The sequence below is a fragment of the Frondihabitans sp. PAMC 28766 genome, assembly GCF_001577365.1.
GTDB lineage: Bacteria > Actinomycetota > Actinomycetes > Actinomycetales > Microbacteriaceae > Frondihabitans.
The window spans coordinates 4,002,665-4,015,287 of sequence record NZ_CP014513.1 but is presented as its reverse complement, the minus strand read 5'-3'; the positions used below and the strand labels follow the sequence as shown (position 1 = coordinate 4,015,287).

At 70.0% G+C, this 12,623-nt stretch carries 12 protein-coding genes and 2 tRNA genes; 10 read left to right on the top strand and 4 right to left on the bottom strand.

Going from position 1 to position 12,623, the window contains the following annotated elements; genetic code table 11:
• Positions 1-106: 106 nt before the first annotated feature.
• The 3 genes from ubiE (at position 107) to AX769_RS19155 (ending at position 3,463) form a co-directional block, all read left to right on the top strand.
• Positions 107-835 carry a bifunctional demethylmenaquinone methyltransferase/2-methoxy-6-polyprenyl-1,4-benzoquinol methylase UbiE gene (gene ubiE, locus AX769_RS19165; RefSeq protein ID WP_066282341.1) on the top strand — a complete coding sequence of 243 codons (729 nt, stop codon included), beginning with the start codon at positions 107-109 and terminating at the stop codon, positions 833-835.
• A gap of 28 nt (positions 836-863) precedes the next feature.
• On the top strand, positions 864-1,943 hold the full coding sequence (locus AX769_RS19160; RefSeq protein ID WP_066282339.1) for a polyprenyl synthetase family protein: 1,080 nt from the start codon (positions 864-866) through the stop codon (positions 1,941-1,943).
• A gap of 140 nt (positions 1,944-2,083) precedes the next feature.
• The gene (locus tag AX769_RS19155) at positions 2,084-3,463 is read left to right on the top strand and encodes an FAD-dependent oxidoreductase (protein WP_066282337.1); all 1,380 of its coding nucleotides are present in this window, start codon (positions 2,084-2,086) and stop codon (positions 3,461-3,463) included.
• Between the two features lie 73 nt (positions 3,464-3,536).
• On the opposite strand, the gene AX769_RS19150 is transcribed toward AX769_RS19155, so the two are convergent.
• Both AX769_RS19150 and AX769_RS19145 read right to left on the bottom strand, forming a co-directional pair.
• Positions 3,537-4,025 carry a YajQ family cyclic di-GMP-binding protein gene (locus tag AX769_RS19150; RefSeq protein WP_066282335.1) on the bottom strand — a complete coding sequence of 163 codons (489 nt, stop codon included), beginning with the start codon at positions 4,023-4,025 and terminating at the stop codon, positions 3,537-3,539.
• A 130-nt stretch (positions 4,026-4,155) separates the two neighbouring features.
• Positions 4,156-5,022 carry an endonuclease domain-containing protein gene (locus AX769_RS19145; protein WP_066282331.1) on the bottom strand — a complete coding sequence of 289 codons (867 nt, stop codon included), beginning with the start codon at positions 5,020-5,022 and terminating at the stop codon, positions 4,156-4,158.
• A gap of 326 nt (positions 5,023-5,348) precedes the next feature.
• Here AX769_RS19145 and AX769_RS19140 point away from each other — a divergent pair.
• The 3 genes from AX769_RS19140 to AX769_RS19130 all read left to right on the top strand — a co-directional run bounded on the left by AX769_RS19140 (position 5,349) and on the right by AX769_RS19130 (position 7,556).
• Positions 5,349-5,430 (top strand) — tRNA-Tyr (locus AX769_RS19140).
• 58 nt (positions 5,431-5,488) lie between these two features.
• Entirely contained in the window at positions 5,489-6,292 is an 804-nt protein-coding gene (locus AX769_RS19135; protein ID WP_066282328.1) for an inositol monophosphatase family protein, read from the top strand.
• A gap of 175 nt (positions 6,293-6,467) precedes the next feature.
• Positions 6,468-7,556, top strand: coding sequence for a M23 family metallopeptidase (locus AX769_RS19130; protein ID WP_162269023.1), 1,089 nt, complete (start codon positions 6,468-6,470; stop codon positions 7,554-7,556).
• 336 nt (positions 7,557-7,892) lie between these two features.
• Here AX769_RS19130 and AX769_RS19125 read toward each other — a convergent pair whose 3' ends face one another.
• Positions 7,893-9,614: a glycoside hydrolase family 13 protein gene (locus AX769_RS19125; protein WP_066282323.1), complete on the bottom strand. Its 1,722-nt coding sequence runs from the start codon at positions 9,612-9,614 to the stop codon at positions 7,893-7,895.
• 168 nt (positions 9,615-9,782) lie between these two features.
• Between AX769_RS19125 and AX769_RS26125 the strand changes: the two genes are divergently transcribed.
• Both AX769_RS26125 and AX769_RS26120 read left to right on the top strand, forming a co-directional pair.
• Positions 9,783-10,439: an aldo/keto reductase gene (locus tag AX769_RS26125; protein WP_369824043.1), complete on the top strand. Its 657-nt coding sequence runs from the start codon at positions 9,783-9,785 to the stop codon at positions 10,437-10,439.
• On the top strand, positions 10,328-10,720 hold the full coding sequence (locus AX769_RS26120) for an aldo/keto reductase (protein ID WP_369824108.1): 393 nt from the start codon (positions 10,328-10,330) through the stop codon (positions 10,718-10,720). The genes AX769_RS26125 and AX769_RS26120 overlap by 112 nt, the downstream gene beginning before the upstream one ends.
• Here AX769_RS26120 and AX769_RS19115 read toward each other — a convergent pair.
• Positions 10,710-11,309 carry a 2'-5' RNA ligase family protein gene (locus AX769_RS19115; RefSeq protein WP_066282321.1) on the bottom strand — a complete coding sequence of 200 codons (600 nt, stop codon included), beginning with the start codon at positions 11,307-11,309 and terminating at the stop codon, positions 10,710-10,712. The genes AX769_RS26120 and AX769_RS19115 overlap by 11 nt on opposite strands.
• A gap of 85 nt (positions 11,310-11,394) precedes the next feature.
• On the opposite strand from AX769_RS19115, the gene AX769_RS19110 reads away from it, so the two are divergent.
• Both AX769_RS19110 and AX769_RS19105 read left to right on the top strand, forming a co-directional pair.
• Entirely contained in the window at positions 11,395-12,375 is a 981-nt protein-coding gene (locus tag AX769_RS19110; protein WP_066282319.1) for an aldo/keto reductase, read from the top strand.
• A gap of 176 nt (positions 12,376-12,551) precedes the next feature.
• A tRNA-Thr gene (locus AX769_RS19105) sits at positions 12,552-12,623 on the top strand.

The window sequence follows — 12,623 nt, the reverse complement described above, 5'->3', positions numbered from 1 at the left end:
GAGGTCGGCCTGCCGTTCCGTCCTCTCTCCCTGGGTGTTCGTCGTGCATCGCCCGAGCGGCCACTCCACTCGGGTGGGGTGCAGACCGAGCCGGTAGGATCACGGGGTGACCAAGGCCGATATGAACAAGCAGCCCCACGAGGTTGCCTCCATGTTCGATGGGGTGGCCGCGCACTACGACGTGACCAACGACATCCTGTCGGCCGGCAACGCCGTGCTCTGGCGCATCGCCACCGTCAAGGCGATCGGCGCCAAGCCCGGCGAGAAGGTGCTCGACATCGCCGCGGGCACGGGGACGTCGTCGGCCGCGATCGCGAAGAGCGGCGCCACGGTCACCGCCCTCGACTTCTCAGCCGGCATGGTCGAGGTCGGTCGTAAGCGCCAGCCCCACCTCGAATTCATCGTCGGCGACGCCGAAGACCTGCCGTTCGGCGCCGACGAGTTCGACGCCGTCACCATCTCGTTCGGCCTCCGCAACGTCAACAAGCCGAAGACGGCGCTCGCCGAGATGTACCGGGTGCTGAAGCCCGGCGGCCGTCTCGTCATCTGCGAGTTCTCGACGCCGCCGCTCGCGGGCCTCCGCATCGGCTACCAGGCCTACCTCAAGCACATCCTGCCCGGCATCGCGAAGGTCACCTCGAGCAACGGCCCGGCTTACTCCTACCTCGCCGAGTCGATCGAGAAGTGGCCCGAGCAGGAGATCCTCAGCCAGTGGATCCGAGGCGCCGGCTTCACGCGCGTCGCGCACCGCAACCTCACCGCGGGCATCGTCGCCCTGCACCGCGGCCACAAGCCCGCCACCTCGACCCGGCGCCCCTCGTCGGCTCCCGCCTGACCTTCGCCACCCGACCTGAGGTGATCCTGTGACCCCGAGCGCACCGACCGCACGTCGCGCGTCCTCCCTGACCTCGTCGCTGGGGCTTGCCGAGAAGCTGTTCTCGTCAGCCTCCGAGCGTCGATTCCTCCGTGACATCGACGCAGGGCTCGAGCGCGTCGAAGAGGGGCTCGTGCGCGAGATGGCCTTCGGCGACGACCTCGCCGACGTCACCAGCCGTTACCTCCTCGTCGCCGGAGGCAAGCGCACCCGGCCGACGCTCGCCCTGCTCGTCGCGCAACTCGGCGAGGGGTCGACCGACGCCGTCGTCTCGGCGGCGCAGGCCGTCGAGATCACCCACCTCGCCTCGCTCTACCATGACGACGTGATGGACGACGCCGTCGTTCGCCGCGGAGTGCCGAGCGCCCAGACCAAATGGGGCAACAACGTCGCGATCCTGACCGGCGATCTGCTCTTCGCTCGCGCCTCGACCATCGTCGCCGACCTCGGTGAAGAGGCCATACGGCTTCAGGCTCAGACGTTCGAGCGCCTCTGCCTCGGCCAGCTGCACGAGACCATCGGCCCCCGAGAGGGCGACGACCCGATCGACCACTATCTCGACGTGCTCTCCGACAAGACCGGCTCGCTCATCTCGATGGCGGCCAAGGTCGGCGTCATGTTCTCGGGTGCTCCTCGTGAGTACCTGGGCCCGGTCGCCTCGTTCGGCGAGAAGATCGGCGTGGCCTTCCAGCTCGTCGACGACGTCATCGACCTGTCACCGACGACCTCCGACACGGGCAAACGCGCCGGCACCGACCTGCTGGCCGGTGTCGAGACCCTGCCGCTCATGTACCTCCGCCAGGAGGCGCAGACCGACATCGACTCGGCGGCGCTGCTCAGCGAGATCGAGGCCACGGTCAAGGCAGCGCTCGCGGGTTCGCAGATGAGCGAGGCCGACCTGCAAGACACCGTCACGCAGCTGCGCGAGCACGACGTCACCCGCCGCACGCACGACGAGGCACGCCGCTGGGCGATGTCGGCCGTCGACGCGCTCGCGCCGCTGCCGGCCGGCCCGGTCAAGAAAGCGCTCACGCGCTTCGCCGACCGCGTCGTCGAACGCAAGGGCTGACGCCCGCTGCCTCACATCAGCCCGGCCTGCCGCGTGTCCGGCCGGCTCCGAACAACCCCCGGTCGCTTCGCGGCCACGATTCTGATCACACGAGTCCGATCACCACTCGGACCCCCGCACCGCAGGAGAGTGAATACCCCGTGACCACGTTGCGCCTGGCCATCGTCGGAGCCGGCCCCGCCGGCATCTACGCCGCCGACATCATCCTGAAGGCCGAACGCCAGTTCGGCGTCCAGATCGACCTGTTCGAGCAGCTGCCGGCGCCCTACGGCCTCGTACGCTACGGCGTCGCGCCCGACCACCCGCGCATCAAGGGCATCATCACCGCCCTCCGCGACGTGCTCGACCGCGGCGACATCCGCATCTTCGGCAACGTGCGCTATGGCGTCGACATCGGTCTCGACGACCTCAAGCAGCACTACAACGCCGTCATCTTCTCGACCGGCGCCATCCGCGACGCCGACCTCGACGTGCCCGGCATCGACCTGCCCGGCTCGTACGGCGCCGCCGACTTCGTCAGCTGGTTCGACGGGCACCCCGACGTGCCGCGCGACTGGCCTCTCGACGCGCAGTCGGTGGCCGTGGTCGGCGTCGGCAACGTGGCCCTCGACGTGTCCCGCATCCTCGCGAAACACGCCGACGACCTCCTGCCGACCGAGATCCCGGCGAACGTCTACGACGTGCTCAAGTCGTCGCCCGTCACCGACGTGCACGTCTTCGGGCGCCGCGGGCCCGCGCAGGTGAAGTTCTCGCCGCTCGAGCTGCGCGAGCTCGGCGAGCTGCGCGACGTCGACATGGTCGTCTACGACGAGGACTTCGACTACGACGAGGCGTCGCTCACCGCGATCAAGACCAACAAGCAGGTCTTCGTCATCGACAAGGTGCTGAACCAGTGGCGGGCCCGCTCTGTCGGCGAAGCCTCCCGTCGACTGCACCTGCACTTCTACGCGAAGCCCCTCGAGGTCGTCGCAGGAGCCGACGGCCGAGTGGCCGGGTTCCGGTACGAGCGCACCCGACCCGACGGTGCCGGCGGCGTCGAGGGCACCGGCGAGATCCGCACCGTCGACATCCAGGCGATGTACCGCGCCGTGGGCTACTTCGGATCGCCGCTCGACGGCATCCCGTTCGACGAGAAGCGCGGCGTCATCCCCAACCACGAGGGCCAGGTGCTCGACGACGACGATCAGATCGTGCCCGGCGTCTACGCCACCGGCTGGATCAAGCGCGGCCCCGTCGGCCTCATCGGCCACACCAAGAGCGACGCGATGGAGACCGTGCAGCACGTGCTGACCGACCAGGCGTCGTGGTGGGCCCCGGCGTCGTCCGACCCGGCCGACATCGTGTCGCTGCTCGAGTCGCGCGGTGTCGAGTACACCGATCTCGAGGGCTGGCACCGCCTCGACGAGCACGAGATCGCCCTCGGTGCGGACGCGCCGACCGAACGTGTCCGCGTCAAAGTCGTGCCGCGCGACGAGATGGTCGCCATCTCGCGGGCTGCCGAGAGCATCGCCGCAGACTGAGCTCGACTCGAAGCGAACGGATCCCGGCGTCTCTGGTGAGGCGCCGGGATCCTACTGTTTCTGATGGTTTTGACTAGCGGAAGTTGACGAACTGCAGCGACACGTCGAGGTCGGCGCCCTTGAGCAGAGCCATCGTGGCCTGGAGGTCGTCGCGGCTCTTCGACTGCACCCGCAGCTCGTCGCCCTGGATCTGGCTCTTGACACCCTTGGGGGCCTCGTCGCGAATCAGCTTGTTGATCTTCTTGGCGTGCTCTTGGTCGATGCCGTCTTTCATGGACACCTCGATGCGGTACTCCTTGCCGCTCGCGTACGGCTCGCCCGCGTCGATCGACTTGAGCGAGATGCCGCGCTTGATCAGCTTCGACTCGTACACGTCGAGCACGGCCTTCGCCCGCTCTTCGGTGTTCGCCTTGATCAGGATCGTGTCGCCGCTGGGGTCGATCGCGGCGCCGACGTTCTTGAAGTCGTAGCGCTGCTCGACCTCTTTGCGCGCCTGGTTGAGCGCGTTGTCGGCCTCCATCGTGTCGACCTTGCTGACCACGTCGAAAGAGCTGTCTGCCATGCCGCCAGCCTACCTGCCGCTCTGGCCCTCCGCCCTTCCTCTCAATTGCGAGGAGATCCTGCCCGAGTGCGTCCGCCTGCCCCGGAGAGTGGGGCCACTTCGACCTTTCTCCTCGATTTCAGACGTCAGATCATCCGCGACTGAGCGCGCACAGAAGTGTCTCGCGAACCTGCGCCCAGCCCGAGAAGACCTGGTGGTACGTGAATTCGAGCACCACGTAGCCGAGACGCACGATCTCGGCGATCCTGCGGCGGTCTTTCTCGTAGTCGTGTGGGGACGCGTGGTACTCGAAACTCACGCACTCGACGACGAGCCGGCCGGATACGAGGAAATCCACTCTGATCTCGTCGGTCAGCCATCTCTGGGCTTCGAACCGCAACCCGAGGTCGAGGAGACCCAGACGCATCGCCGACTCCGTTCCTGATTCGGCGGAGCCTTCGGCCACGTCGAGGAGTCGCGAGAGACGCGAGGGCACCTCGGCTCTCATGGCTTCCAGCTCGGTTTCATTCAGACCGTATTTTCGGATCGCCGAATCGAGGACGGCCAGGGCCGCGGGCTCGTCGACTCGACGGATGGTCTGCAGGATGCACGTTCGTGGCAGGACGACGTTGCGCTCACGAGCCGCATCGAGGCGATGTCCGTCATGGAGGAGGGCCACGTTCGTTCGATCCCGGTCGAGCCGGATCCCGGCATCGTCAGGATCGCGGAGTCCGTTGGCGTTGGGGCGGATGCTGACGTGCAACTTGCCCCCGGGCGGAACCCAGAGCCCATGATGCGCGGCGGCCGAACCCGCGGCTAAAACGCCGCCCACGCGGACGGCGCGCAGGATCTCGGGGTGCACCGTGGGGAGGGCATAGACGCCGTTGCGGACACGCAGGATGGACGCCGCCGCCCAATCAAGACGGATGTCGCGGTCGGTCGCACCCGCGGTGATGAATTCGCTGCGGCGTGCGATGCCGCCGTGGGCGCGAAGAGTCGAGAGGATCACCGTGTTCATCGGTCGAGACTCCCGCGTCGGCGGTTGTCGGGGCGACGTTTCGAGCGCAGCTGTGGACAGCTCAGGCGCGGTGTCCGGCTGTGGAGGACAGGAGGTCTGCGCCTCCAGGGTGAAAATCGAGGAGAAAGTACGGCGGAACACCGTTCAGGCCCGTGGTTGGCGAGCGCAGGCGAGGTTCTCCTCGCAATTGGGAGGAGGGGAGGGGAGGTGCGCGGGGCGGGGGAGGGGAGCGGAGACGCCGGGGCGCGCGTGGTCGAGCGAACCGCTGGGAGGCTGTATTGTTGACTGGCGCCTTCGGTTGGTGGAAACATCGGCAGAGCGCATCGGGCAAGTTACCCAAGCGGCCAAAGGGATCTGACTGTAAATCAGCCGGCGTAGCCTCCGGGGGTTCGAATCCCTCACTTGCCACCCGATCAGAAGAGCCCGCGACGAAGCGTCGCGGGGCTCTTCCGTCTGAGGAGCACGCATGCCGACACCCGCCGAACTGCTCGAGATCGCCCGCGAGATCGCCCAGGAGGCCGGGGCGCTCGCAGCCCGGCGCCGAGCCGAGGGCGTGGAGGTGGCGGCCAGCAAGTCGAGCCCCGTCGACATCGTCACGTTCGCCGATCGAGAGGTAGAGGCGCTGATCCGCGCGAGGCTGGCCGAGCGCCGGCCGGGCGACGGCTTCTACGGCGAGGAGAGCGGGGCGTCGGCGAGTACGAGCGGCCTGACGTGGGTCGTCGACCCGATCGATGGGACGGTCAATTTTCTGTACGGCCACCCGACGTACACGGTGAGCATCGCGGTGGTCGAGGGCGAGCCGGAGCCGCTGACCTGGCGGGCACTGGCATCCTGCGTCGTCAACCCGTCGACCGGGGAGGAGTTCACGGCGGCCCGCGGTCTCGGCGCCCAGCTGGACGGCCGCCCGATCGCGCCCTCGACGCCGGTCGACCTCTCGCAGAGCCTCCTGGCGACGGGCTTCTCGTACGACCCGGTCAGGCGTGCCGAGCAGGGAGCGCTGCTCGGGCCGCTGGTGTCGCAGGTGCGCGACATCCGGCGCATCGGAGCCGCCTCGCTCGACCTCTGCTACGTCGCGTGCGGGCGACTCGACGCCTACGTCGAGCGCGGCCTGCAGCCGTGGGATCACGCGGGCGGCGCCCTGATCGCCGAAGAGGCCGGCGCCGTCGTCCTCACCCCGGAAGGCGCCCCGCCCAGCCGCGCCCTGACCTTCGTCGCAGCCCCCTCGATCGCCGCCGAGCTCGGCGCCGCGATCACGGCGATCGGGTGGTGAGCGCAGGATCGTGAGCACCCCGGTTTTCCTGGCAATTGACAGAATATTTATATCACCTGGCGACGTCGCGCCTGATGTTCGGTAGAATCGACCTGTCGCCGAGCCCTTCGAGGACGATCTCAGGGTGGTGACCGACCGTGACCATCCGGCCCCTGACCCCCGAGGAATCCTCCCTGTGCTGTTGCGTGCTGAGTCGTTGACTGCTGCGACGCCGAGCGCTACGTGTGCGCCCGAGTGGCGTGTGTCGGGCGACCGTGCGGCCGTCGCTGCCGCAGCGGGCGCCGGTGTGCCTCGGTCGCGACGCGAAGCGTTGGCGCTGGAGCGCGCCGCGAGGGAGAGCGTCGCGAGGGAGAGCGCCGCGAGGGAGCGCGCCGCAGCGGCCCCGCCGGTCGAGACGCCTCTCACGCGCGACCGCCAGGCGCTGCGCGCCGCTCACCCTCGACCCCGCGGCAGTGCCGCCGCACGCGGCAGCGCCGCCGCACCTGGTAGCGCCGCCGCACCTGGCAGCGCCTTCCGCCGCCGCACGCGCGCAGGAACCCGCCTCGGCGTGCTCGGCGCGATGCTCTTCGTCGGCGCCACGGTCGTCGCGACGTCCACCCCGGCCAGCGCGTACTACGTCGACACCCCGGCGCACTCGGCGGCGAAGTTCGCGGCGGCCTCCGGTGCCGGTGTCACGGTCAGCCCGGCGCAGGGCTGGCGGGCGACTGCGGGCAGTGCGAGCGCCGCGACCGAGGTTCAGCTCCAGGCCGTCGGCCGCGACGGCTACAGCGTGAGTGTCGCACCCGCGCTGGGCGTCGCCGGTGCCGGCGGCACGTCGGGCGTCACCGCCTCGAGCGCGGCCGTGCAGTGGCCCTTCCCGGCTCCGGTGCCGATCTCGAGCGGCTTCGGGTCACGCTACGTCGCCAACTGCGGCTTCTGCTCGACCAACCACCAGGGCCTCGACTTCACTCCCGCCGCCGGCACACCCATCCACGTGGTGGCGGCGGGGGTCGTCTCGCGAGTCGACCAGGGCTCAGGCGCCCTCGGCTACAACGTGTGGGTCGACCACGTCATCGACGGTGCGCCGGTCACGACCGTCTACGCCCACATGACGGCAGGATCGATCGCGGTGCACCAGGGCCAACGCCTGAACCCCGGCGAAGTGCTGGGTGCCGTCGGCAGCACGGGCAACAGCACCGGGCCGCACATGCACTTCGAGGTGCACGTGGCGGGCGCTGCCGTCGACCCGCTGCCGTGGCTGAAAACCCACGCCGGCGCGGCCTGACCGGCGCCGCGCTGCCGAACCCGCGCCGCCTGACCGGCGACGCCTGCTTGGCGACGCCGCGCTGCGGCAAGCCGTCCGGCGGGAGACCCGCCGACGGCCAGTCGCCCGGCGCTCCTTGCCCGGCAGTTCTGCCCGCGCCCGCGCGAACGCGTGGTCGGACGCCGATCTAACGGCCTCGACGGTCGCCGTGCCCCGCAGTTCTCGACTTGCGCGCGCGAGCACGCGGTCACCGAGCGACCCGGCGTCCAGAGGCGCGTGCTCGGCTCAGCAGCGGCTGAGAGCAGCCGCCGACCGGCGACCCCAACCGGCACCGCCCGCCGCCGCCGACCAGAGCTGCTACACCCGCAGCCACACCGTCGCGTCGCCCGGCAGGGCCGGCCCGTCGAGGGGCACGGTCGAGAGCAGCTCGTCGGCGACCGGCAGCTCGACCGGCACACTGCCGGTGTTCGCGATGACGGTGACCTCGCCGTTGCGGAAGGCCACGACGTCGGCCCCGTAGCCGGGCAGCCATTCGACCGCCCCCGACCCAAGCGAGAACTCCGCCCGCGTCTGCAGCGCGAGCCGGTAGAGCTCGAGCGTCGACCCGGGCACGCCGACCTGCGCGTCGCGGGCGTACGTCACCCACGAGGACGGCTGCGGCAGCCACGACTCGCCCGTGGTGTTGAAACCGTACGCGGGCGAAGCGGCCTCCCACGGGATCGGAACCCGGCAGCCGTCGCGGCCGTAGCGCTCGCCGTCGGTGCGGAACCACGTCGGATCCTGCCGTGACTCGTCGGGGAGGTCGATGACCTCGGGCAGACCCAGCTCTTCGCCCTGGTAGAGGTAGGCCGAGCCGGGCAAAGCCATCATGACCGCGGTCGCGGCGCGGGCTCGAGCCAGGCCCACGAGACGGTCGGGCAGGCCGGGGCTCTTCGGCCCGATGCCGGCACCCTGCGGGTTCTCGGCGGTCAAGGCCAGGCGGGAGGCGTGGCGCACCACGTCGTGGTTCGACAGCACCCAGGTCGAGGGAGCGCCGACGCTCGAGAACACCTCGACGGAGGCGTCGACGATGCGCTTGATCGAGGTGGCCGACCAGCCGCTCTCGAGGTACGAGAAGTTGAAGGCCTGCTGCATCTCGTCGGGTCGCACCCAGTCGGCCAGCTTCGACAGCGGGTCGACCCACGCCTCGGCGACCAGGATGCGATCGCCCGGGTACGACGCGAGCACCTCGTGCCACGCGCGGTAGATCTCGTGCACGCCGTCCTGCGCCCAGAACGGCGGCGCCTCGGCGAGACCTCCGCCCATGCTGCCGGCGTGGGCGGGCGGCGTGTAGTCGGGCAGCCCCTCCTTCTTGATCAGGCCGTGCGCGACGTCGATGCGGAACCCGTCGACGCCGCGGTCGAGCCAGAAGCGCAGGATGTCGAGGAACTGCGCGCGCACCCACTCGTCGTCCCAGTTCAGGTCGGGCTGCGACGAGTCGAAGAGGTGCAGATACCACTGCCCCGGGGTGCCGTCGGCCTCGGTCACCCGCGTCCACGCGTCGCCGCCGAAGACCGACGGCCAGTTGTTCGGCGGCAGCTCGCCGTCGTCGCCGCGCCCGTCGCGGAACATGTAGTGGCCGCGCTCGACCGAGCCCGGGCCGGCCTCGAGGGCCGCCTGGAACCACGGGTGCACCGTCGACGTGTGGTTCGGCACGAGGTCGACGATGAGGCGGAGGCCGAGGTCGGTCGCCTCGCGCCGCAGGGCGTCGAAGTCGTCGAGGGTGCCGAAGAGCGGGTCGACATCGCAGTAGTCGGAGACGTCGTAGCCGGCGTCCTTCTGCGGCGACTTCGAGAACGGCGAAAGCCAGACGGCGTCCACTCCGAGGTCGGCGAGGGCGCCGAGACGCGAGGCGATGCCGGGCAGGTCGCCGATCCCGTCGCCGTCCGCATCGGCGAACGAGCGCGGGTAGACCTGGTAGATCACGGCGGTGCGCCACCACTCGTGGCCGAGACCGGTGGCGAGCGCCTCGGGTGAGACCTCGGTCGGTGCATCGGGCGAAAGGACGTCGGACGGCTCAGCGGTCTCGTCGAGGGACATGCCAGCCACGATACGACACGACGTCATGACAAGCGGCGACGCCGACGGAGGCGGCTCGGCCGATCCGTTAGGTTATGAGCAACCGATCCGATTGGCGGAGCCCTGAACCTTCTCGACGACCTCCTTCCCGGGGACGACGCACCGTTTCCGCTCGCCCTCGGCACGAACGTGTTCGGGTGGACGGTCGGTGCACCCACGGCCCTCGAGATCCTCGACGTCTTCGCGTCCTACGGCGGTCGGGTCATCGACACCGCCGACGTGTACTCGGCGTGGCTGCCGGGCAACTCCGGCGGCGAGTCGGAGGCCATCATCGGGCGGTGGCTGGTCAAGCCCGGCAACCGCGACCGCGTCGTCGTCAGCACGAAAGTGGGCCAGCACCCCGACGCGCCGGGGCTCACCGCCGAGAGCGTCCGCCGCGCGGTCGAGGCGTCTTTGAAGCGCCTCCGCACCGATCGCATCGACCTGCTCTTCGCCCACTACGACGACGACGAGACCCCGCTCGACGAGACGGTCGGCGTCTTCAGCGACCTCGTCGACGAGGGCAAGATCCGCTATCCCGCGGCCTCCAACTACACCGGCGCCCGCATGCGGCAGGCGCGCGCCATCGCCGACCGCGACGGCAAGCACCCGTTCGCCGCCGTCCAGCCGGCCTACAACCTCGTGCGCCGGCCGAGTACGAGAGCGACCTGGCCCCGATCGTCGACCACTACGACCTGGCCGTCCTGCCCCACTCGTCGCTCGCCAGCGGCTTCCTCACCGGCAAGTACCGCGACCTCGAGAACCAGCCCGATTCGCCGCGCGGCGGCCGGGCCCGCAGCTACTTGACACCGCAGAACATCGCGACCCTCGACGTGCTCGTCGAGATCGCCGAGCAGCACGGGGTCTCGCCGGGCGCTGTCGCGATCGCGTGGGTCGCGGGGCGGCCCGGCGTGATCGGGGCCCTCGCGAGCGCCCGATCGACGATCCAACTCGAGAGTCTGCTGTCGGCGATGGACGTGACCCTCTCGGCCGACGAGACCGGCCGGCTGACGGCGGCGTCGGATCCTGCGCCCGACGAGTCGCCCCGAGACGGCGACCGCGGCGTCGAGCGCGACTTCAGCGCCTGAGCCCGGCACCAGCGTCTCGGTCGTCTCCGTCGCGTCCGCCGCCGAGCAGCGTGACCCGGCGCGTCGTCGAGTCCCAGCGCCGCAGGGTCGTGAACTCACCGTCGTGCGGATCGGCGGCCGCCACGTCGACGGCGCGCCCGATCTCGTCGAGCGTCAGCCGGGAGGCCAGCGTCACGTGCGGCGTCCACTGCGCCGGCAGAGTGTTCGTCGATTCCGAGCCGTCGGGGTCGGGTGCGATCTCGTGCACCTGTTCATGAAGGCGCAGGATGCCACGGCTCGGCACGACGAGACGAGCCAGCACCAGCCCGCGGGGCCCGCGCCCGAAGACGACGAGCGATCCCAGCCAAACCGGCTCGGGCAGCGTCGCGGCCAGGCTCGCGAGTTCGTCGTCGGTGTCGGCTTCGATCACCGGACGCGCGGCGAGAGTGACGTGCGGCGCGTTCGTCTCTCCGGTGTGCCGCGCCTGGCTCGGCAGGCCCGCGTCGGCGAGCTCCTGCCAGGCCCGGCGGACGGCCGCGTCGGTCGCGGTGTCGAGGAGGAGCTCGATGCTGTGCACCTCTCGATCCTGCCCCGGCAGTGCAGTCTGCACTCGGAATAGTCGAAGGCCCGCGGTGTTGTCTCGAGAACGACCACTCGATCGCACTCCCGCGCGAACAACTCTGAGGAGCACTCCCATGGCAGACGCACCCCGCATCCCCCTCGGCACGACCGGCATCCAGGTCTTCCCCATCAACCTCGGCGGCAACGTCTTCGGCTGGACGGCCGACGAGCAGACCTCGTTTGACGTGCTCGACGCCTACTACGAGGCCGGCGGCAACTTCATCGACACGGCCGACTCCTACTCGGCCTGGGTGCCCGGCAACTCGGGCGGCGAGTCCGAGACGATCATCGGCAAGTGGATGAAGGCGCGCGGCAACCGCGACGACATGGTCATCGCCACGAAGGTCGGCTCGATGCCCGGGTTCGAGGGCACTTCGCGCGACAATGTCCGCGTCGCCGTCGACAACGCCCTCACGCGCCTCGACACCGACCACATCGACCTCTATTACGCACACAAGGACTTCACCGACCGCCCCGTCGAAGAGGCCGTCGAAGCCCTCAACGAGCAGGTCGAGTTAGGCAAGGTCAGGCAGATCGGCGCCTCGAACTTCTCGGGCCAGCGCCTCGAGCAGGCCCTGCGGTTCTCCGAATCCGAGAACCTCGCCAAGTACGCCGCCATCCAGAACCTCTACAGCCTCGTCGAGCGAGACGCCGTCGAGGGCAGTGAGGGCGGCCCGACGGTCGCCGAGGTCTCGCTCGCCGAGGGCGTCGCCGTGCTGCCGTACTACTCGCTCGCCAGCGGTTTCCTCACCGGCAAGTACCGCGACGGCGGCGCGGCGGTCGACAGCCAGCGCGCCGCGGGTGCGTCGGCCTACCTCAACGAGAAGGGCCGCAGGATCCTGGCCGAGCTCGACCGCATCGCCGCCGCGCACTCGACGTCGGTGACGGCCGTCTCGCTCGCGTGGCTGCTCGCGCAGCCCTCCGTCGCCACGCCGATCGCCAGTGCGCGCACCACGTCGCAGCTGCCCGACCTCCTGGCTGCGGCCACCCTGTCGCTCGAACCTTCCGAGGTCGAGGCGCTGAGCGCCGCGTCCTCGTCCGCCGTGGCCGCGTAGGACGCCGCGAGATCGCACTCGGGCCGCCTTCGGCGCGGTCCGGGCGGCCCGAGCGCGATCTCGCAACCCCGAGCCGGGCGGCGCGGCGACAGGTGTCCGAGGTGGCCCCGAAGTCCTGCTATTCTCGTCTGGTGCCATTCGCCGGGCGGAAAGTTCGCCCGGCTTCTCGGTGTCACGCCCCCTTAGCTCATTGGTAGAGCACTTCCTTGGTAAGGAAGAGGTAGTGGGTCCGATTCCCACAGGGGGCT